Below are 21285 nucleotides of genomic sequence, written 5' to 3'. Positions count from 1 at the left end.
CTTTTGTCCGATACTAAAGATAAGGCCGGCACGATACTCCCTATAACTATTCCTTTTGATTCAGTAGATTTCAAATATCGTGCCGGCTTTCTTCAATTAAAAAACATTCTTCAGTTGTCTCACTCTTCTGTTACATACCTGCCCAAACATCTTTCGCATATCTTCCTTCCGCCTGCAGCTGTTCAAGCCACTCCAAGGAAACTTTTGAATCAGTGTTATGCACCTTTTCATACGCCTGAAGCAGTACATTTTCGACAGCCGGAGCCATTTTGCTTCCGTCACCGCATATATAGAGATGGCCGCCTTGGTCAAGAAGGGCAATAATTTGTGCAGCCTCGCGAAGCAGAACATCCTGTACATATACTTTACAGTCCTGATTTAACCTGGAATACGCCCGATGCACGGTGACAAGGCCGTTTTTCTCCGCATGGTCGAATTCATCTTTGTACAGATCGTCTTCTTCAGGATGCCTGCAGCCGAAGTATAAATGAGCTTCGCCCAGGCTGTTACCGGACATTTTTTCGGCAGCCCGCGCCTGGATAAATCCCCTGAACGGCGCAATTCCTGTGCCTGCTCCGACCATAATGAGAGGCGTTTTCGGATTTTCAGGCAATGCGAAACCCGACTGCGGCGAGCGGATGAAACAGACGGCAGAATCGCCTTTTTGTAATCCGGCTAAATAGTTCGAAGCCACGCCCCGGTATTCCCCACGGCCGCTCCATGCCGGAGCCGTCACAACGCCGACTGTGATACTGAGCTCCCCGCTGGCTGCCTTCGGTGAGCTTGAGATTGAATAATAGCGCGCCTTTAAGGACGGCAGAAGTTCTAAAAAGCGCTCAAACGGCAGTTCACATGCAGGATAATCTTCAAGCAGGTCCAGCATGGTCATTCGTTTTTTCAGCACGTTTTCTTTATATGCCGCATCATCAGAATAAAGATGCTCCAATTCTTTTTGGTGCGGCGGGCACACGGTATGTGCGGCAAGTTCGCGAAGCTGGGCTCTCGTTGCCGGCTCCTGCAGCTCTACATAGGACGCCAAAAGCTCCGGCGCATTAACCGGCCGGTCCATCGGCAGATGAGGCAGCTGCCGGCCCTTGATCTTAAAGTGCTGGTTCGGATCAAGACCGAATCGGCGAATGACACGGCTGATCAGTTCCCCGCTGTTTTGCGGAAGCACCCCGAGATGATCTCCTTCCTGATACGTTTCTGTTTCAGGGAGACGCAGCTCAATATGCCGGACTGAGCGCTTGCTGCTTTCGGTATGAAGCTCTTTGTTCGTGATGACCTCTGCCTCAAATGCTTTGTACGTTTTGGCAATCGGCGTCTCGGCTGCTTCACTTACGTATTCGATTGATAGCTGTGATTTGTTTGTCTGTTTTGGAGCGGCCTCTATATGAAAAGCCTTCATGATGTCCTTCCAGAATGAGTCTTCCCAGACTTCCTGACTGTACTCAAAATCATCGGCATTGTCGCCCTCCCCGATAGAGGTCAGCCGTTTTGCCCCTTTTTCTTCAAGCACTTTGTCTATCAGGCGGGGGATCCTTTGGTAAGTGGCGGCCCAGTTGCGGTCTCCGCAGCCGAAGACGGCGTAAGAAACACCCTTTAATTCCTGATCTTCAAGGGTTTCCATCCATTTCACAAAACCCGCCGCATTATCAGGCGGCGCCCCGTTATAAGAAGCCGTAACAATAACGACCGCGCCTTTTACAGGCAGTTTCCCGGCATAATCATCGAGCGGGCCGGTTTCAGTTGAAAATCCTTTGCTTCTTCCGATATCAGCCAGCTCTTCCGCGATTCCTTCCGCAGTTCCTAAATTTGATCCGTAAAGAATGAGAAGCGGCGTTCCGTGGGACGGGATTTCTTTCGTTTCTTCTTTGTGACCGCTGCCTTCAGCTTTATGGTTTTGTACGGGCTGATGATTGGACACGTCCTTGTTTTTCACACGGATTTTAAAATCACCGGGCTTAATGGTTAGAGCTTCTTTAATCGTAAGCTCATAATCAGTATGATCAATCAGTTCAAAGTGTTTCAGGACAAGGCCGAGCACCATTGTCGCTTCCTGCAGGGCAAACTGCATCCCGATGCATGCGCGCTGTCCGTTTCCGAACGGCTTATACGCATCAGCCGGAATTGCCGCGGGATCGCTGAACCTTTCCGGACGGAATAACTCGGCATCTTCTCCCCACGCGCTTTTATCCCGGTGCAGCTGCGGAGTCAGAATCGTCACCGGCTGTCCCTTCGCAATCGGATATTTCCCGCCGAGAACCGTATCTTCTTTCGCGTACAGAGAAAATGCCGGGGCAGTCGGATACAGCCGCAAAGTCTCGTTTAGCACCATGCGGATATATGTCAGCTGCTGAATCTGCTTATATTCAGGGGTCTCTCCCGTCAGCACCCGCTCGGCTTCCTGAACGGCTTTTTTCAATTTATCTTTATTTTTCAGCAGGCAGTATATCGCAAAAGAAAGCAGCCCGCTTGTGGTTTCATGCCCAGCGATCAAAAAGGTAATGATTTGATAACGGATATTTTCATCATCCAGCCTTTCCCCTGTTACAGGGTCTTTCGCTTCAAGCATCAATGCTAAAAGGTCAGACAGATTCTCATCCGGATTTTCCCTCCGCTCAGCGATGATCCGGTCTACAAGCGAATTCATCTCTTCAATATCCTGCTGGAACTGATGTCTCGTTTTGATCATCAGCTTGTCCTGCAGGCTGTGTCTTTGTGATTGGCGCATTGCCTCCTGCAGCGCACGAAGCATACTTGTGATAAAAGGATGCTGTGTGTCGCGGTAAAAGCTGTTAAAGCGGTAATGAAATCCGCACAGGCCGATTGTATCCAGCGTCAGGCGCGTCATATCTTCGGCAACGTCAATTTCTTCATTCGGATTTAATCTGCTCCACTTCTGCACGAGCTGCATGGCAATATCCAGCATCATTGAATGATAGCCTTTCATCGCCTTCTGGCTGAAGCTCGGCAATAAAATCCGATGCGCTTTCTGCCAATTCTTTTCGTGAGTCCAGCTCGTAAATAGTCCGTCACCGCCAAACTCACGGACCTTCAGCAGGGCTTTGCTGAGATTTTTGTCAAATCGCTTTTCATCACAGACTTCTGCCGCGAGCTCGCGGCCTGATACGAAGACCCCGACAGAGCTCGGAAATTCAAAACGAAAGATCGGGCCGTATTCTTCGGCAATTTTCCAGAGCGATTGTGACAGTTTTTCTTTTTCCAAGTGAGGGAGATTTTTCAGAGGTCCGTATGTTTTCGGCTGCGGTATAGCGCTTAGCTGTTTCATATCGATCTTCCTTCCTTCGGCGAATAATTAATGAGTTCTGATGGCATCCCAAGAACATTGTTCCAATTCTTTCAGAAACGGTTTTGTTATTTCGACGCTTCCCGTCCGGATAAGCTGATAGAGTTTGAGATATGCCCCGAGCAGCAGCCCCATCAGCACATTGGACGGCAGATTGCGGAGCACGCCTTCAGACTTGCCGCGCTGAAAAAAGACGTCAAGCATCTGTGTTATTTCATCAAGAAGCTTACGGCTCGTTTCATTCAGAAAGTAGGCGTCCTTATTCGTTTCAAGAAAAAACAATGCATACTCACTTTCCTTCGTAAAATCAATCAGACAATAAAACAGGTGATGAAACCCTTCTCTTACAGATATCCCCTGAAAGTCCGTTTTGACTTTTTTCATAAAACGCTGCGCACTTTCCTGATACAGTACGTTCACAAGTGTCTCTTTACTGTCAAAGTAACGGTAAATTGTGCCGGTTCCGACATCGGCCTGAGCGGCAATCATCGGAATCGTCGTGGCGTCAAATCCTCTATCTGTAAACAAAGTAAGCGACGCTTTCATAATGAGTTCAACCTTATTTGAAGCTGTCATTTCATCCCCCTTTCTAAATGCGGAATGAATATTCATTCCGTTTGTTCAAAATATTTAAAATGTACGGTCATCTGATTACCATTGTATAAGAAAAAAACTTTTTTTAATATAAAATATATGTGAAATAACCAAAAATAAGGAAATATGCCCAATTTCACAAAAAGAGCTGCAGTGACTTAAGCAGCTCTTTTTATTTCCCAAGAAATATTCTATTTAATGGCAGTAATAAAATGGAATGAATCTCTGCTGACAACTGAAATGTCTCTGAAATGCTGATCATAGAGCACCTCAATCACATCCTTTTCACTCATCCGCGAAGGTTTCAAAACCATATAGAAACACCCGTCAATTTGAAGAACGCGGTACACTTCTTTACATGCCGTGCGGTAATCGCTGACTGTTTCAGCAGTATGTAACGAGAAGACTTTATGAAAACTGCGGTCGCGGAACGGTATGCTTTCCGGCCTCCCCTGCTGAATGTTTCCGAGCCCGGCTTTTATAACCGAACGGTTTGCGCGCTGTGTTTTCCGTATTTTACGTTTCGATGTTTCTATGCTTTTAAGACTGCCCTTTTCAAGCTGTCCGATGATTTGTTTAAACATTGAGCCGTTTCCGGTCCCGATTTCCAAAATGCGGTCGTATTCCTGTATGTCCATCAAGATTTGCTGAATGACTGACTCTGCCGGTTCTGATGCAGCAAAGTATTTCGCGCGCATTCGTTTTAATGCTGAAGATGTGTGTTGCAACATTGTATAACACCCGCTTTTCCATTCCTGTGATTTATTATTCAGAAATAATATTACCTCGTATTAGTATGAGGTACTAACTAGACGCACTTCTCTTCATGAACGTTTCGATTTATTTGAAATTTATATTTGTTTTCATAAAAAAAAAGACGGAAAACGTAGGTTTTCCGCCTGCTCTAGTACCAATAATACGGTGCTATATATCTTGTCTGCCGGGAAAGCGCCGCCATTCTCTGCCGGCGATACGGGTTGCCGTAGCCGTGTTTAAATGAATGGGGCATTGACGCATACCCGTGCCCGATGGATGGAATTCTGTTCTGACCGCCTTGCATGCTATCACCCGCTTACCAATTTTTCTTTCTTTACCATGGTATGCAGGCCGTCTGCGACGTGACAGCAACATCCTCGCTAAACCTGGTCCTTCTCCATTGTGTAATGATTCAGCAGTTCAATTCTGAACATGATGATCTCCTCCTTCTCCTCCGTTTTGGCCCTTCGTGTCCGTTAGTTCATATAAAAATGTTTCAGCTGGCGTTCTTTCGCTTCATTATAAAACTCTTCGACCTGCTGTTCTCGTTCATACTCTTCCGCACTTTTAAAACGCTTTGAAATGGTCAGTGTTAAAAAGAAAAGATTAATGGTCATTATCGCTCACCCCCTTTCAATATCCGCACAAGCGAAAATAACCCGCAGCAAAGTTCATATGCGCTGCGGGCAGACTAAATCCGCAGACAAAAGAAGACTGTGCTTCTTTCCCTGCGGGGAGCTGCGAATGTCCTGATACTCCGAAATTAACGTGCTTGACGGGCAGAGGTTAAGGAAGGACACGAACTCTTCCACAGGCTGAATCGGTTCAATTGTAGATTTTGATTGCCGTTTAACGTCGTCATGTGATTCAACCTCCCTTTGCTTTTTTCTTACTTTGTAAGTATATCCATCAGCTTCCATTTTGTAAACATTTTTTTCAAGATTTGGACGGAAAATGTGCTGGCATTCCGCTTCAATTGTCCATGTTTTCCGGCATCTTTCTTACCTCAGGAAACTCTTTTCATCCCTTGCTTTTTCTGATCTTTTTTTGAATATGCAATAAAATAAATAAGGCCGACAAACACTGCCCCGCCGATGACATTCCCGATAAAGGCCGGAATGAGATTGCCAATCAGATCACCCCACGAAAAAGAGCCTGCAAATATCGCAGCCGGGATGATAAACATATTGGCTACAACGTGCTGAAAACCAATTGCGACAAACGCCATAATCGGAAACCATATACCCGCGATTTTTCCGGCTCCGTCTTCTGCGCCGAAAGAAAGCCAGACGGCCAAACAGACAAGCCAGTTACAGCCGATCGCCGAAACAATGACTTTTCCAAACGGCATATCCAATTTGCCTTGTGCGACCGCAATTGTTTTTTCCAAGTAAGGTCCTGTTTCGGTTAATCCGACAACATGTCCGAAAAAGTAAGCGACAAACAGTGCGCCGACAAGATTCATCAACGTCACGATCACCCAATTTTTCACTAATGCACCGGCGGATATTCTTCTGGAAAACAGCGCCATGGATACCGACATCATATTTCCCGTAATTAGCTCCGCGCCGGCAAGAACGACGAGCACCAATCCGATGGGAAACACGGACGCCCCGATTAAACTCGACAGGCTTCCCCATTCTTTCGGAAGGTCGCCGATGACACGGATATCAAGCAAATAACCGAGTGCGATAAACGCTCCTCCCAAAAATCCTAATACAATCAGTGCTGAAAGCGGTGAATGCACCTTTTTTACCCCTGATTCGACCGCAAGCTCCGCTATTTCGTCCGGTTTACGAAAAGCCATAATAACCCCTCCATTTATCATTTCAGCCCGCAGTTTCCAAAGACGCCTAACAAAAAAGGCAGCATTCAACTAACCCGTCTGAAAAAACGGGGTTTGAATGCTGCCTAACTTGTATGCATACCCATACAACAATATCAAGCAGAATGAAAATATGCGGTATAGAATATGTACAGATCATGCACACATTCCATAAAAAATCGTCCTTAGGCCACTGCTGGCAGTTCATATCATATCAAATGTGACAATTTCGTGTCAATTGAATATTGTCAGCTTTTGATTTCTTCTTTATGCTCTTCAATTGAGCGGTCAAAGACAAACACCGATACGGCAATATTTTCCTCTATTTTTATATCTGAAAACAGATGCACCAGCTTTGCTCCGATGAGCTCTTCCATTCCGTCAGGCGTTTGTTTTGAATACAGCTCCTGAATTAAGCTGGTTCGCGCCGCATGAACCATTTCTCTTCCTTCAGGCGTGCGTGCGATAAACTGCTCACTTGCGCTTAGATTTCCGTAAAGTGTAGATACCGCCATGTTATCCACAAAAACGGTGTGAATTCGTTCAGGCCCCTTTCCAAATAATTCTTTGCGCAATTTCCGGATAATATCGTTAAATTCATGAATTTTTTTAGACATATTGTCCCCTCCGATTTTAGCCTATGAAAGACATTCCCGGTTCCCCTTTGTGACATTTCACCTGGTTAAAGTTTTCCTTTCGTATTGTATTATAATAAATATCATCTTATAATAAAAGCAGTGAAGATGGATTTGTAATAGGAAACGTGTTATGAGTCTATCGTTTTATACAAATAGGATTGGTCTGTTAGTAAGACTTGCTAGTGAACTATTCCGCCATGCGTATTTATACCGTTCTCCGGACAGGAGGCCGGTATCTATGTGCATGGCTTTTTTTCGAGTTTAAAAGATGGAGGGGAATTGGAAGTGACAGACGTTCAGTCTATCCGTGTCAAAATTGACGGCACGGAGTATGAAGCACCAGAGGGGTCTAAGATTTTAGATATTTTAAACCAAAACGGAATTGAGATTCCGCAAATATGCCATGTACCGGAAGTGGATCCGATTCAAACATGTGACACCTGTATTGTTGAAGTAAACGGGAAATTGCAGCGTTCTTGTTCCACGGCTGCAGAAAACGGGATGTCCATCTCGCTTACGTCGGGAAGGGTAAAAGAGGCTCAGACAGAGGCCATGGACCGCCTGCTCGAGAATCACCTGCTTTACTGTACGGTATGCGATAACAACAACGGCAATTGCACACTGCATAATACAGCGGAAATGATGGGAATTGAACATCAGAAATATCCGTATACGCCGAAAGATGATTCAAAGTGCGCGGTTGATATGTCTCACCCGTTTTACCGCTATGATCCGAACCAATGCATCGCCTGCGGCCAATGTGTGGAAGTGTGTCAAAACCTTCAGGTGAATGAGACCCTTTCAATTGATTGGGAGCGCGACCGCCCGCGGGTCATTTGGGATGAAGGCGTCGCCATTAATGAATCTTCCTGCGTCAGCTGCGGCCAGTGTGTCACTGTCTGTCCTTGTAACGCACTGATGGAAAAATCAATGCTCGGCCAAGCCGGATTTATGACAGGAATAAAAGAAGATGTCATGGAACCAATGATTGATTTAGTAAAAAATGTTGAACCCGACTATACAAGCATCTTCGCCGTGTCTGAAGTGGAAGCGGCTATGCGCGATAAACGGACGAAAAAAACAAAAACAGTCTGCACGTTCTGCGGCGTCGGATGCTCTTTTGAAGTATGGACAAAAGGACGTGACATCCTTAAAATTCAGCCTGTTTCCGATGCTCCGGTTAACGCGATTTCCACATGTGTGAAAGGGAAATTCGGCTGGGACTTCGTGAATTCGGAAGAACGGATTACAAAACCGCTCATCCGGAAAAACGGCGCATTTGTTGAATCGTCATGGGAAGAAGCTCTTGATCTTGTCGCTTCAAGACTCGGTTCGATCAAGGCCGAACACGGAAATGGTTCTGTCGGTTTTATTTCTTCTTCTAAAATTACGAATGAAGACAACTACGTCATTCAAAAATTGGCACGTCAAGTATTTGAAACCAACAACGTGGATAACTGCTCACGCTACTGCCAGTCACCGGCAACGGACGGCTTATTCCGCACCGTCGGTATGGGCGGAGACGCCGGCACAATTAAAGATATCGCAAAAGCGGGCCTCGTGCTCATCGTCGGCGCCAATCCGGCGGAAGGACATCCGGTTCTGGCCACACGCGTGAAACGCGCCCATAAACTGCACGGCCAAAAACTGATTGTTGCCGATCTGCGCAGAAATGAAATGGCTGAACGGTCCGACCTCTTTATCAGCCCGAAACAAGGGACTGACCAGGTCTGGCTCATGGCAGTAACGAAATATATGATTGACCAAGGCTGGCACGATCAAGCGTTTATTGATGAAAATGTCAACTACTTTGATGATTATAAAGAAACGCTGGAAAAATACACATTGGAATATGCGGAGCGCATCACCGGACTTTCTCAGGATACGATCATCCGCATTGCCGAAATGATTCGTGATGCAGACGGCACTTGTGTTCTTTGGGGCATGGGCGTTACTCAAAATACAGGCGGCTCTGATACATCAGCGGCGATTTCCAACCTGCTGCTTGCCACAGGAAACTACCGCCGTCCGGGCGCCGGAGCCTATCCGCTGCGGGGACATAACAACGTTCAAGGCGCTTGCGATATGGGAACTCTTCCAGGCTGGCTTCCGGGGTATCAGCATATTACCGATGATGCGGCACGCGCTAAATTCGAAAAAGCTTACGGTGTTGAAATTGACGGCAAGCCGGGTCTTGATAATATCGAAATGCTCCATGCGATTGAAGAAGGAAACATGAAAGCCATGTATCTCGTCGGTGAAGATATGGCGCTCGTTGATTCAAACGCCAACCATGTTCATGACATTTTATCCAGCCTTGATTTCTTTGTTGTGCAGGATATTTTCCTTTCAAGAACGGCGCAATACGCGGATGTCATCCTGCCTGCGGTTCCATCTCTTGAAAAAGACGGAACATTTACAAACACAGAGCGGCGTGTGCAAAGGTTGTATCAGGCGCTTCCGACACTCGGCGATGCAAAACCCGACTGGTGGATTATTCAGGAAGTCGCCAATCGTTTAGGCGCTGATTGGAATTACACGCATCCTAGCGACATTTTCTCAGAAATGGCGAGCCTTTCTCCGCTGTTCGGAAAAGCAAGCTACGACGTTCTTAGCGGCTGGAACAGCTTCCTATGGGGAAGCTTTACGGGAGAAAGCACTCCGCTTCTTTATGAAGACGGCTTTAACTTCCCGGACAAAAAAGCCCGTTTTGCGCTGAGCGATTGGGTGGAGCCTGCTGTATTCCCTGAAGAATATGACCTGCATATTAACAATGGACGGATGCTTGAACATTTCCACGAAGGAAACATGACAAACAAGTCAAAAGGCATTCAGTCTAAAGTTCCGGATGTATTTGTTGAAGTATCGCCGGAGCTCGCGGCTGAACGCGGAATTTGCGACGGGACAATGATCCGGCTCGTCTCTCCTTTTGGGGCGGTTAAATTGAACGCGCTTGTGACAGACCGAGTCCGCGCAAATGAGCTTTATCTGCCGATGAACTCTACAGATAAAGATTCTGCGATTAATTTCCTGACCGGGCCTGCGTATGATTCACGGACACATACACCTGCCTATAAGCAGACAAAAGTCCGCATGGAAGTGCTTGGTTCCTGTGATACTCCGCCGCTTCCGAAAACGAATCCGCGGAACAAAAAACGTCATCCGCAAAACGGTGTGGAAGCTCAGCGAAAATGGAACCGTCCGGGCTATGTGCACTTAACTGATTAAGGAAAGGAGGAAACATTATGGCAAGCCCAATTACTGAAATTCAAAAAGAAACGAAAACAGAGGAACAGCTGAAAGCTGAAAAACTGGAAGAACTGAAGACGCTTCTCGCAGAAAATGAAGAAGCCGTCGCGAAAACGATGTCCATCATGGCAGAGCTGAATGGCTTGGGCATTTTTGATGCCGCCGGCTATATGCTCCAGGCAAAAGAGGAGATTGCCAAAATCGCACTCGGACAGATTTCCCGGGAACCTGTCACCAATCTCCTGAATACGATGATGGCCGCGGGAGGCGCGCTGTCAAAAGCTGATCCCGAATTTATGGGCAGACTTTTAGAAAGCGCCATGGCCGGGACAGATCAGGCGCAAAGATTTTTAAAAGAGGACAGGAAAGTCAGTATGTTTGAACTGATGAAAGCCGTCGGTGATCCTGATATTAACCGGGCGCTCGGCTTCGGGCTGCAGTTTTTAAAAGGAATGGGAAAAGAATTACGCGAAACCCCGTCTGAATAAGAAACGAAAAAGCCATTGTCAAAAGACAATGGCTTTTTTTTATTCATCGGCCTCTTCCAGCCTCTTTTTATAAATAAGTGAACGGTCAACGCAGAAATAAGCGCCCGCTAAAAATACACAATCCGTTACAAACATCAGCATTTTCTGGCCCGCAGTCAGCCCTTGTCCGGGAAGAACCGCGCCGATATAAATGAAGGTGCTGACTGCAAGCAGAATAAATGCGTAATGCTTAAAATCTTCTATTAATGATTTCAGTCTTTTCTTCTCCATATAAGGTCACCTGCCAGTTTTATAGTCTACCAACATTATAATACAAGCTGACAGCCGACAGAGAATGTAAATCTATCCATTCTTTATAAAAGTGAATCAAGCGCCTGTTTCACATCCGCCGTTAAATCCTCAGTATCCTCAATACCGACCGAGATCCGCACGAGCCCGTCGGTAATGCCAAGCGCAAGCCGGCGGTCGCGCGGGATCGATGCGTGCGTCATTCTGGACGGCACGGAGATTAAGCTTTCAACCGCTCCTAAACTTTCCGCGATCGTAAACAGGTTCAATTTTTCTAAAAACGCGTCGACGCGTTCGCTGCTGCCGACATCAAAGGAAATCATTCCGCCGAAACCGGAGCTTTGTGCTTTTGTCAGCTCATGGCCCGGGTGTTTCGCTGATCCGGGATAGTAGAGCGTCTGAACGGCATCATGCGCTTCAAGCAGCCCGGCGATTTTTCCGGCGCTGTGATTGATGGCATCCATTCTGAGTCCCAGCGTTTTAATGCCTCTCATCAAAAGCCATGAATCCTGCGGTCCTAAAACGCCGCCCGTTGAGTTTTGCACATAATGAAGCTTTTCGCCCAGTTCTTTATCAGCCGTGACGACTAAGCCGCCGACGACATCGCTGTGGCCGCCGAGATATTTTGTCGCGCTGTGAAGCACGATGTCCGCGCCGAAGCTGAGCGGCTGCTGGAAATACGGCGTGTAAAACGTATTATCGACGATAAGCAATACACCCGCTTCTTTTGCGATGTCAGACATCAGTTTGAGGTCAGTCACTTTTAATAGCGGGTTTGTCGGTGTTTCGATATAAATGGCTTTCGTATTCGGGCGAATGGCCTTTTTGACTTTTTCTTCACTGCTCGTATCGACAAAGTCCGCTTCAATGCCGAAGCGGTTCAGCACGCCTGTCATCACCCGGTAAGTTCCGCCGTATACATCATCCGTCAAAATAACATGATCGCCGCTGTCAAACAGCATCATGACGGCAGTAATCGCAGCCATGCCTGAGCCGAACGCATATCCCGCCGCGCCGCCTTCAAGCTCCGCAATTAAGCTTTCAAGCGCCGTCCGCGTCGGATTGGCCGTTCTTGAATATTCATAACCCGTGTGCTCGCCCGCTTTCGGCTGTTGGTACGTGCTTACTTGATAAATCGGTACGGAAACCGCTCCTGTTTTTTCATCTCCCGTAATTCCTCCGTGCACCATCAGCGTTTTTTTCTTCATCTTACTGACCTCCTTGAAAAATGTTTTTGCTTATATATCGATCGCTACCGTCAGGGAAAATGGTAACGATATTTGATCCGGCGGGCGCTTTTTTCGCTTCTTCAAGCGCTGCATAAAGAGCCGCCCCTGAAGAGCTTCCGATTAAGAGGCCTTCTTTCTCGGCCGCTTCTCTGACTAGCGAAAACGCCGTATCGTCTTCCACCGTGTAAATGGCGTCAAAATGGTTCTCATCCATATAATCCGGGATAAACTCCATGCCGATGCCTTCCGTTTTATGGGCATGCGGCTCTCCGCCATTCAGGATCGAGCCTTCCGGTTCAACGATCACCGTTTTGACAGCAGGATTTTTCTCCTTTAAATAAGCTGCCGTACCGGCAAAGGTGCCGCCGGAACCCGCTCCTGCGACAAAAGCGTGGATATCCCCGCCGAGCGCGTTCCATATTTCAGGTCCGATCGTTTTGTAGTAAGTCAATGGATTTACTCGGTTTTTAAATTGCAGAACGGCATAAGAATTATTAATCTCTCTCTCCAGTTCAAGCGCTTTTCGGATGGCTCCCTGCATGCCTTCTTCTCTCGGCGTATGCACGATGTCCGCTCCGAGAGCTTTCATAATTTGCTGCTTTTCTCTGCTGAAATGCTCCGGGACGCAAAAAACGGCGCGAAGCTGATGCTTTCTGGCGCACAGAGCGAGTCCGATCCCGGTGTTTCCGGCAGTCGCCTCAATGATAACGCCGCCCGGTTTCACCTTTCCCGTGCGAAGCGCATCTTCAATGAGCATCCCGCCCAGCCTGTCTTTAATGCTTCCGCCCGGATTCATCATCTCAAGCTTAGCATAAACCGCTGTTCCCTCCGGTAGATCAAAATGCTTGAGACGGAGCAGCGGTGTATTTCCGATCAGTTCTGTAATATCTGTTATCACGTTCAATATATGTCCTCCTCCTGGAAAAGCGGAGGAGAACGAGAATCCCCCGCTTAGTGAATTCGTTTGATGACATTCAGGACAAGCTCAGTTGAATGAACGGCAGCCTGTTCTAAAAATTTATCAAATGAAACGTCAGATTCTTTTCCGGCAATATCAGATAAAGCTCTGATGACAACAAAAGGCGTTTTGAACTGGTGGCACACCTGTGCGACAGCCGCAGCTTCCATTTCAACCGCGTACAAATCCGCAAATTTGGCGCGTACGTCTTCAACCCGCTTCGGATCATTCATAAAAGAATCTCCCGTTGCGATTGTGCCTTTGGCGACTTGAATGCCGTTCAGTTCAGAAACCGCTTCCTCAGTAATACTGATAAGCTTTTCATCAGCTTTGTATGCTGCCGGAAGACCCGGCACCTGTCCGTATTCATAGTCAAACGCCGTCACATCCACGTCATGATGGCGGACATCTGTTGAGATGACGACGTCGCCTACATTCAATGTATGATGAAAACCGCCCGCTGAGCCTGTGTTAATCACATAATCAGGTTTGAAACGGTCAAGCAGAAGCGTCGTGCTGATCGCCGCGTTGACTTTCCCGATACCTGATTTCAGCAAGATGACTTCGACGCCTTCATAGCTGCCAGTTGTAAACTCACAGTGAGCGATCATCTCTTGTTTTGCGTCTTTCAGTTTGCTTCTTAAAATCGTAACTTCCTCTTCCATTGCTCCGATGACTGCCAGTTTCATTTATACACAATCCCTTCGATTTACCGTTTAATCGCCTCCATTATCCAGACAAAGTCATTTTGCTGCGTAAACCGCGCGGCAAATCCCTCTTCTGAAAAGATGTTTTTCATTGTCCCGAGTGTCGGATAATGTTCCGTCTTTAAATCATCCGCTAATTGATGATAGCCGTTTCGGATTGCTTTTTTAATGGCTTCATCATAAGCTTCATGATCTTTAAAGACGGTATCGGCAAACACTATTTTATCATGCTTCTGAAGGATTGCGCCATACTGCTTTACAGCCGTTCGCTTTTCTTCATCGGTTAAATGATGAAAGGCGTACGAGCTGACGATGGTATCTATTTGAAAAGGCGGAGCGGGAAACTCCAGAAAATCTCCGTCACTGAACACGGCTTTGTCAGAAAGCTTGTCAGCCGCCAGTTTTCTCATTGACGGAGACGGTTCTACACCAAACACCTTTTTGTTCGCAGCGGCTAATTTCGCCGTTAAATTCCCCGTTCCCGGTCCGAACTCTAAAACGTTTGAACCTGAAAGTGCGACAATGCTGTCAAGAATGTTGTCATATCCTTTAAAAACAGCGGCATATTGTTTGTCAGCCCCGTGCACTGTGGCATCATAAGTCGCTGCCCAATCTTCAAATAAAGGAATAAATTCACGGCCCATATTTTTCACTCTCCATAATTTATAATTCCTATGTGTATAGTATGGATTAATCGTGGAACAGTTCCTATCCTATCACAAAAAAGAATGGAAGGGTACTAAAATACTTTGGGATTATTGCGCAATTACGGCAGAAAGGCTTATACTTTCATTGACTCAGAAGAAAAATCAGGAGGATCTGTACTGATGAATTTTCAATTGGATTTAATCAAAGATAAAGTAGAATTTTTCGAAGCGGCATCTTTGCAGGAGCTTGAAAAGAAAATAAACGTTCAGATTGAAAACAACCAGGCGATTATGCTTCGCGTCCGTTCCGTATCCCATCAGGTGACGGCCGTTGACGGCAGAATCCTTTACAGCGCGTCGGTGCATTTTTCAGCTGACGTATGACAAAAAAAAGCAGCTGAATAATCAGCTGCTTTTTTGCGGTTATTTTAAGGTTTCTACTTTTGTCGGCTTCCAGCCTTTTTTGTCTTTCCAAGTGATGGTGACCTGATACTTTTTGCCGTTCGTTTTGTCTAAAACTTTACCCTTCGCATCTTGCGGGCTTCCATTGTTTCCGAGCCACAGCACTGTCATATGATCTTTTGACACGCCTGTTGCGTAAGAGATGGCGTCAAGCATTTCGGACCAGTCTTCAGAGCTTGAGTCATACGTCGCCGCATGTTCTCCCGTCTGCTTTGTGCCGACCGCTTTCCATTTTGGGTTAACAATTGTTTTCTCGACATCGCTTGATGAGCCGCCCTCTGTTATTTTTGCGCCTTTAAAAGGATCGCTTGAATCAGAGTCTTTTTTGCTGCTGTCATCACTTTTCGATGAATCATCGTCTTTTTTGCTGTCAGAGTCTGAAGATGAATCAGATGTGTCCTTATCCTGTTTATCTTTTTTGTCATCGTCTGATGCCGTATCTTTTTTGCTGTCTTTTATGTCTTCATCCGATGTCTGCTTCGTCTTGCCTGATGCAGGTGTTTCCTGCTTCTGGCTCGTGTCCGCTTTTTCGCTCACGTCGCTCGACGGACTGTTGATGAAGAGGCTGACGGCAACGACGACAATAAGAATAGATACGATAGCAATTAAAATGTTAAGCACCATATTTGCTTTTCTGCGCTTATCACGGTTTTCAAAACGAGATTGTTTATTGCTCAATCATTCTGCACTCCTTTATCCCTCTTGCTCAGCATATATTTTAACATGGGCTGAGCGGTTGTTCTATGTCTGATTTATTTCATTTTCATGTACCTTTTTAACAATATCATAAAACACTGTATTTGTCAGAGCCTTATCCCCCGGCGTGTCCATGTGCAGCACCACGAGAGCATATTTCGGCTTGTCCGCGGGAAAGTATCCCGCAAACCATTTGTGGTAAAGCGTCTGTTTTTCTTTTGTGAACATTCCTGTCTGGGCCGTTCCCGATTTGCCTGCTATCTCATACGGCAGATCCTGAAACCTTCGGCCGGTTCCTTTCGGTGAGGTGACGACTTCTCTGAGAATTTTTTGAAGCTGCTGCGCCGTATATTTGTCGATGTTTTCCCCTTTTAACGGCTGATCTTTGAATGACGCCATCGTCGTTTTGTTTTTGTATTCAATTTTGTCCGCGATTTTGACTTGTTTTTTTTCACCGCCGCGCGCGATCGCCGCCATCATATTGGCGACTTCAAGAGGCGTGACTTTCACGTTTTTTTGCCCGATCGCCGTCTGTGCGACGGCTTTTTTTACGGTTTTGTCTTTGTCATCTCCCCAAATGACCCCGCTTTTTTCATTATACAGCTGCCTGAATCCGTCTTCCCGGTACAGCTTGCCTTCCCAGCCCGCCCGCTGGGTGAGACCAAGTTTTCCCGCCATGTTTTCAATAACGGAATCATCTTTTTTGATCAATTTTTCCGCAAGGCTTGTAAACGTATAATTGCAGCTTTGGGCAAAGCTTTCTCCAAAACTGAGCGTGCCTTTGTCATCCCCCGGCTCTCCGTACAGGTTGAGATTGCAGTTAAAGGATGTGCCCGGCTTCACTTCGTTTTGTTCTATTGCGGCTGCGGCGATCACCGTTTTAAATACTGATCCCGGATAAATCGGCGTCAGCATGTAATTTTGCAGTGTCTGCTGCTTTGACATGTCGGCGTCAGGCTTTGATACCATTCCGAGCACACTGCTTTTTTCAATGTCTAAAAGGACGGCTCCCCCCTTTTTTAACCCGCGGTCTTTCAATACATCTTCCATTGCTTTTTGAATATTGCGGTCGATGGAGGTTTTGACTTGCAGCGGATAAAACGCGTTTGCTTCAGCCGTATATTTGACGTCCATTCCGAATAAAGGGTTTCCCCTTCCGTCGACATGATACAAAAGTTTTGTGTCCTGATCCGCCAGTAAAAACTCATCAAACGTCCGCTCCATCCCGCTTGTCCCGATCTTTGCCGTGATCGGCAGTTCCTTCCTGCCGGGGTATTTCTTTTTCAAAAGCTCAGGGTCCTGGTTTGTCGCGCCCAACAGATGAGCGGCTATGTTTGTTTCCTTGCTGTCTTTCATATATACGCCGTAAATGCCGGGATATTTCAAAGAATTGATATTTGACACGGATTGTTTCGTCAAATGTTTTATTTTTCTGCTGTTCAGGACCACCGGTTTTTTCGCTTCCGTGAGCAGCTGCCTGAGCTCCCCCTGTTTCATTCCGAGAATGTCTGATACCCGGTCAACCGGCCAATCCTGCGTCACGAGAAAGGGAAACAGTATGACGGCAGGCTGCTTTTTTCCGGTCAGTTCTTTGCCGTTCCGATCAAGAAAAGAGCCGCGTCCATCTGAAATAAGGACTTCTTCCGTCCGCTGCTTGACGCTTTCCTGAATCAGATTAATATTGGATTTTGAAAAAGATTCTGTAAAAAACAGCTGAATTTCAGCCAGCCTCGCAAGCAGAAAGAAAAACACAAGCAGAAAACAAATCACGGCCGTTTTCAGCCTTTTTGATACGATCATAAAAAACACCTCATCCACATTTTGGACGAGGTGTTTCATTGTTAAACGGATCTTATGAAATTTTCACAATTTTCACGAGCATTTCTCCGCCCGGCGTCTGAACTGTCACTTCTTCGTCCACTTTTCTGCCGAGCAGGCTTTTGGCGATTGGCGAGTCGTTTGATATTTTCCCTTCAAACGGATCAGCTTCAGCGCTTCCGACAATCGTGTAAGATTCTTCTTCACCGTCCGGCAATTCGATGAATGATACGGTTTTTCCTAAACCGACTACATTTGAACCGCCGTCGTCCTCGATGATTTTCGCATTGCGGATCATGTTTTCAAGCGTCGTGATGCGCCCTTCCACAAATGCCTGTTCTTCTTTTGCAGAATCATACTCAGAGTTCTCTGACAGATCTCCGAAGCTTCTTGCGATTTTAATTCGTTCTACTACTTCTTTACGTTTAACCGTTTTCAATTGCTCTAATTCTTGTTCTAGTTTTTGTTTTCCTTCGTGAGTCATCGGAAAAACTTTTTCTTGTGCCATGTTCCTTCACTCCTTGGTGGTTGTCCCTCAACAATAACGTGTGATTATGTATGAGAGCATAAACGAAAAAATCAAGAATGAGAACACAGGGCAGTCCTCGTTCTTCTCTCCCATATAGGTACTGTTTATCTTAAACTGAATGTGTGTTTTCTGCAAATGTTTCGGTTTATAAACAGGGAAAGAAGGGAACTGTCTCATTCCCTTCCAGCCTATACATAATATGGTCTGAGTTATTTATGTCTATGCTATGGTATTACAAAATTGCATTTTGTTCAAGGATCGTTTGAATCTTCGTGACCATCAGATCAATTGCGACGTGGTTTTGTCCGCCTTCCGGAATAATGATGTCCGCGTAGCGTTTCGTCGGTTCAACAAACTGATTGTGCATCGGTCTGACGACGGACACATACTGCTCAATGACAGAATCGATTGAACGGCCTCTTTCGTTAATATCTCTCATAATCCGTCTGATGATACGGAGATCCGCGTCCGTGTCGACATAAAGTTTCATATCCATGAGGTCGCGAAGTCTTTTATCTTCGAGAACGAGAATGCCTTCCAGAATAATGACATCCTTCGGCTCAACCGGAATGGTTTCCTCAGAACGCGTATGCAGTTTATAATCATAAATCGGCTTTTCTATCGGCCGGTAATTCAAAAGCTCCTGAATATGCTCGATTAAATAGTCATTATCAAATGCGAGCGGGTGATCATAGTTTGTGTTCAGCCTTTCTTCAAACGGAAGATGGCTTTGGTCTTTATAATAAAGGTCTTGCTGGATCATTAAAATCGAGTGTCCTTTAAACTGTTCATAGATGGAACGGGTGACGCTTGTTTTTCCTGATCCGGAACCTCCTGCGATGCCTATAACTACAGGACTCTTACCCATTGGTGATTACTTCCCCTTTCTCATCATGTTGCTCGGATAAATCTTTTTGTCTACTTTAAATGTAACGATTTGCAGGGGATGGCGGGCAGCATCAAGCTCGTTTCCGTCTTCGTCCCAAATAGTGCCGATTGTGAATGTGAAATTGTCGATTTCAGGACCGAAAAATTCCACTTCGTCACCTTGTTTAAAGAAATTGCGCTGCTGGAGCGTCACCATTTGAGTTTCCTCGTTATACGCGAGCACGAGACCGGCAAAATCAAATGTTGTTTTCTTTCCGTGTTCGCCGAACATCTGCTCTTCATACCCGGGCGTGCCTTCAAAGAAAGCAGGCGCGGTATCCCGGTTTGCACATTTGTCCAGCTCATCCAGCCATTCTTTTTGAATGACAAAGTTTTCAGGATCAGCGCAGTATGCGTCGATGACTTTGCGATACACGCTGACAACCGTCGCAACGTAATGAATCGATTTCATCCGGCCTTCAATTTTCAGGCTGTCGATGCCCATCTCGATCATTTGCGGAATGGATTCAATTAATTTTAAATCTTTCGGGCTCATCGCAAACGGAGCGTCTTCTTCGTCATAGAGCGCGACCGCGTTTGCACCGTCTGTCTGATACAGGTCATAATCCCAGCGGCAGGACTGACAGCAGCCGCCGCGGTTGGAATCCCGGGCCGTCATGTGATTGCTCAGCACGCATCGGCCTGAATAAGCGATACACATGGCGCCGTGGATAAAGGTTTCAATTTCAATATCCACCTTTTCCTTCATTTCTTTAATTTCCAGTCCGCTCGTTTCACGGGCAAGCACCACGCGGTCAAGCCCTTCTTCTTTCCAGAACTGCACCGCTTTCCAGTTGGAAAGGGACTGCTGTGTACTGAGGTGAATTTCTACGTCCGGGGCCACTCTCCGGCATGTTTCAATAATCAGCGGATCAGCGACGATAATTCCGGCAACTTTTGCGTCTCCCAACGCTTTTAAGTATTCTTCCAGACCGTCCATATTTTCATTATGGGCAAAAATGTTTGTTGTCACATATATTTTTGCCCCGTATTTTTCAGCAAATTCTACGCCCTCTGCGATTTCTTCTATTGAGAAGTTATCCGCATTTGAGCGGAGTCCGTATTCCTGTCCTCCGATAAAAACCGCGTCCGCTCCGTAATGAACGGCAATTTTTAATTTTTCAAGGTTTCCTGCCGGAGCAAGGAGTTCAGGTTTTTTCGTAATGACGCGTTTTCCGTTTACGACTTTGGAAATGGTTTGATTTACGGCTGTCATCCGTTGCACCCTCCTTTTTAATAGACCGTTTCTTTAAAGAAGAATCCTGTGTCGATGCTTCTGTTCACAGGCTGAATGCTTTCAATCCGCTCTATCCAGCTCTCTTTTTTCTCTTCGTATGTCTCCCGGCTTTCGAAGCACAGATCGATTGCTTCTCTGTACATGCGGGTCACTTCAGTTAAGTATTCAGGAGACTTCAAAACTCCGTCGATTTTGAAAGAATCGATGCCGGCGTCCATCAGGTCCTCTAATTCATCAATCATGCACACATCGTTCGGGCTCATGATGTGCGTGCCGTTTTCATCTTCAAAAATCGGGTATTTATTGCCCCGTTCTTTGTCATGCAGAAACATCCCCGCTTCTTTTTTCTTCTGTTCGATGTCCATGACTTTACCCTGGTATTCAAAGTAATGGCCCACTAAAGAACGCTTCGATTGGAACATGCACGTCATGCCGTGGATTTGAATTTCAATTTCCACTTCGGCGTTTTCTTTTATGTCAATGATGCTGTCCATATTTAATTCCTTAGCCAGCACTGCCCGCCGTGCGCCTTTGCGTCCCCAGTAATTGCAGGAGTAGTAGTTGGTTCCCGTTGTTTCCGTGCTCCAGTGCAGTTTAAGCTCGGGAGCCGCTTCACGCGCCGCCATTAAAACGGCCGGATCACCGAAAACAGCCGCATCAACGCCGGCCTCCTGCAAAAAGGCAAGATAGCCGTTCAGCTCGTCCACTTTTTCGTTGTGAAAAATAGCATTGACGGCGGCGTACACTTTCGCGCCTTCCTGATGAGCTGTCTTTACGGCTTCTTTTATATCTTCTCTTGAAAATTCACCGGCCAGTCTCAGGCCGTATCTCTGTTCTCCGACTAACAGGGCCGTTGCGCCCGCTTGAATGAGCGGAAGAATATCCTGTACAGAAGTCGGAGTCACCAAAAGTTCAGGTTTTTTCATG

21 protein-coding genes are annotated in these 21285 nt (G+C 46.3%); 3 read left to right on the top strand and 18 right to left on the bottom strand.

Translation table 11 applies throughout. The features are described 5' to 3' along the window. Nucleotides 1-130: 130 nt before the first annotated feature. The 7 genes from BZ167_RS16825 to BZ167_RS16795 form a co-directional block, all read right to left on the bottom strand. Nucleotides 131-3292 carry a bifunctional cytochrome P450/NADPH--P450 reductase gene (locus BZ167_RS16825; protein WP_015417892.1) on the bottom strand — a complete coding sequence of 1054 codons (3162 nt, stop codon included), beginning with the start codon at nt 3290-3292 and terminating at the stop codon, nt 131-133. Nucleotides 3293-3319: 27 nt separating this feature from the next. Next, complete coding sequence (locus BZ167_RS16820; RefSeq protein ID WP_015417893.1) at nt 3320-3886, bottom strand: TetR/AcrR family transcriptional regulator; 567 nt, start codon at nt 3884-3886, stop codon at nt 3320-3322. 209 nt (nt 3887-4095) lie between these two features. Continuing rightward, entirely contained in the window at nt 4096-4635 is a 540-nt protein-coding gene (locus BZ167_RS16815) for a class I SAM-dependent methyltransferase (RefSeq protein ID WP_007408228.1), read from the bottom strand. Between the two features lie 173 nt (nt 4636-4808). Next, on the bottom strand, nt 4809-4964 hold the full coding sequence (locus BZ167_RS20365; protein WP_007408227.1) for a hypothetical protein: 156 nt from the start codon (nt 4962-4964) through the stop codon (nt 4809-4811). 172 nt (nt 4965-5136) lie between these two features. Further along, on the bottom strand, nt 5137-5277 hold the full coding sequence (locus BZ167_RS16810; RefSeq protein WP_003152787.1) for a YrzI family small protein: 141 nt from the start codon (nt 5275-5277) through the stop codon (nt 5137-5139). 389 nt (nt 5278-5666) lie between these two features. Next, complete coding sequence (locus tag BZ167_RS16800; protein WP_007408225.1) at nt 5667-6467, bottom strand: formate/nitrite transporter family protein; 801 nt, start codon at nt 6465-6467, stop codon at nt 5667-5669. Between the two features lie 266 nt (nt 6468-6733). Further along, nucleotides 6734-7102, bottom strand: coding sequence for a Na-translocating system protein MpsC family protein (locus BZ167_RS16795; protein ID WP_007408224.1), 369 nt, complete (start codon nt 7100-7102; stop codon nt 6734-6736). A 306-nt stretch (nt 7103-7408) separates the two neighbouring features. Between BZ167_RS16795 and fdhF the strand changes: the two genes are divergently transcribed. Together fdhF and BZ167_RS16785 are read left to right on the top strand one after the other, a co-directional pair. Beyond that, nucleotides 7409-10351, top strand: a complete 2943-nt coding sequence (gene fdhF, locus BZ167_RS16790) for a formate dehydrogenase subunit alpha (protein WP_087920802.1) — start codon at nt 7409-7411, stop codon at nt 10349-10351. A 17-nt stretch (nt 10352-10368) separates the two neighbouring features. Continuing rightward, complete coding sequence (locus BZ167_RS16785; RefSeq protein WP_003152780.1) at nt 10369-10860, top strand: helical membrane plugin domain-containing protein; 492 nt, start codon at nt 10369-10371, stop codon at nt 10858-10860. A gap of 39 nt (nt 10861-10899) precedes the next feature. Here the strand turns inward: BZ167_RS16785 and BZ167_RS16780 are convergent, their stop codons facing one another. The 5 genes from BZ167_RS16780 to BZ167_RS16760 all read right to left on the bottom strand — a co-directional run bounded on the left by BZ167_RS16780 (nt 10900) and on the right by BZ167_RS16760 (nt 14686). Next, the gene (locus BZ167_RS16780) at nt 10900-11130 is read right to left on the bottom strand and encodes a YrhC family protein (protein WP_012118061.1); all 231 of its coding nucleotides are present in this window, start codon (nt 11128-11130) and stop codon (nt 10900-10902) included. An 83-nt stretch (nt 11131-11213) separates the two neighbouring features. After that, entirely contained in the window at nt 11214-12356 is a 1143-nt protein-coding gene (locus BZ167_RS16775) for a bifunctional cystathionine gamma-lyase/homocysteine desulfhydrase (protein ID WP_015417894.1), read from the bottom strand. Between the two features lies 1 nt (nt 12357). Beyond that, nucleotides 12358-13281 (bottom strand): O-acetylserine dependent cystathionine beta-synthase, encoded by a 924-nt coding sequence (locus BZ167_RS16770; RefSeq protein ID WP_007408220.1) that lies wholly within the window; start codon nt 13279-13281, stop codon nt 12358-12360. Between the two features lie 47 nt (nt 13282-13328). Continuing rightward, a complete protein-coding gene (gene mtnN / locus BZ167_RS16765) occupies nt 13329-14024 on the bottom strand; it encodes a 5'-methylthioadenosine/S-adenosylhomocysteine nucleosidase (RefSeq protein ID WP_003152774.1) in 696 nt (231 codons plus the stop codon). Between the two features lie 20 nt (nt 14025-14044). Then, nucleotides 14045-14686: a class I SAM-dependent methyltransferase gene (locus tag BZ167_RS16760; RefSeq protein ID WP_012118064.1), complete on the bottom strand. Its 642-nt coding sequence runs from the start codon at nt 14684-14686 to the stop codon at nt 14045-14047. A 183-nt stretch (nt 14687-14869) separates the two neighbouring features. Between BZ167_RS16760 and BZ167_RS16755 the strand changes: the two genes are divergently transcribed. Next, nucleotides 14870-15073: a YrzA family protein gene (locus BZ167_RS16755; protein WP_003152771.1), complete on the top strand. Its 204-nt coding sequence runs from the start codon at nt 14870-14872 to the stop codon at nt 15071-15073. Between the two features lie 39 nt (nt 15074-15112). Here BZ167_RS16755 and BZ167_RS16750 read toward each other — a convergent pair whose 3' ends face one another. The 6 genes from BZ167_RS16750 to BZ167_RS16725 all read right to left on the bottom strand — a co-directional run bounded on the left by BZ167_RS16750 (nt 15113) and on the right by BZ167_RS16725 (nt 21284). Further along, a complete protein-coding gene (locus BZ167_RS16750) occupies nt 15113-15829 on the bottom strand; it encodes a YrrS family protein (RefSeq protein WP_014305483.1) in 717 nt (238 codons plus the stop codon). Between the two features lie 63 nt (nt 15830-15892). Next, nucleotides 15893-17647 (bottom strand): peptidoglycan D,D-transpeptidase FtsI family protein, encoded by a 1755-nt coding sequence (locus tag BZ167_RS16745; RefSeq protein ID WP_077392152.1) that lies wholly within the window; start codon nt 17645-17647, stop codon nt 15893-15895. Nucleotides 17648-17699: 52 nt separating this feature from the next. Continuing rightward, nucleotides 17700-18173 (bottom strand): transcription elongation factor GreA, encoded by a 474-nt coding sequence (gene greA / locus BZ167_RS16740; RefSeq protein WP_003152766.1) that lies wholly within the window; start codon nt 18171-18173, stop codon nt 17700-17702. 253 nt (nt 18174-18426) lie between these two features. Further along, on the bottom strand, nt 18427-19062 hold the full coding sequence (gene udk / locus BZ167_RS16735; RefSeq protein ID WP_003152763.1) for a uridine kinase: 636 nt from the start codon (nt 19060-19062) through the stop codon (nt 18427-18429). A 6-nt stretch (nt 19063-19068) separates the two neighbouring features. Next, a complete protein-coding gene (locus tag BZ167_RS16730; protein WP_015417896.1) occupies nt 19069-20337 on the bottom strand; it encodes a peptidase U32 family protein in 1269 nt (422 codons plus the stop codon). Between the two features lie 17 nt (nt 20338-20354). Further along, on the bottom strand, nt 20355-21284 hold the full coding sequence (locus BZ167_RS16725) for a peptidase U32 family protein (protein WP_007408214.1): 930 nt from the start codon (nt 21282-21284) through the stop codon (nt 20355-20357). Nucleotide 21285: the final 1 nt, after the last annotated feature.

It is taken from the genome of Bacillus sp. 275 (genome assembly GCF_001999205.1).
In the GTDB taxonomy this organism is placed as follows: Bacteria; Bacillota; Bacilli; order Bacillales; family Bacillaceae; genus Bacillus; species Bacillus velezensis.
This window is presented reverse-complemented; position numbering and strand designations above follow the sequence as displayed.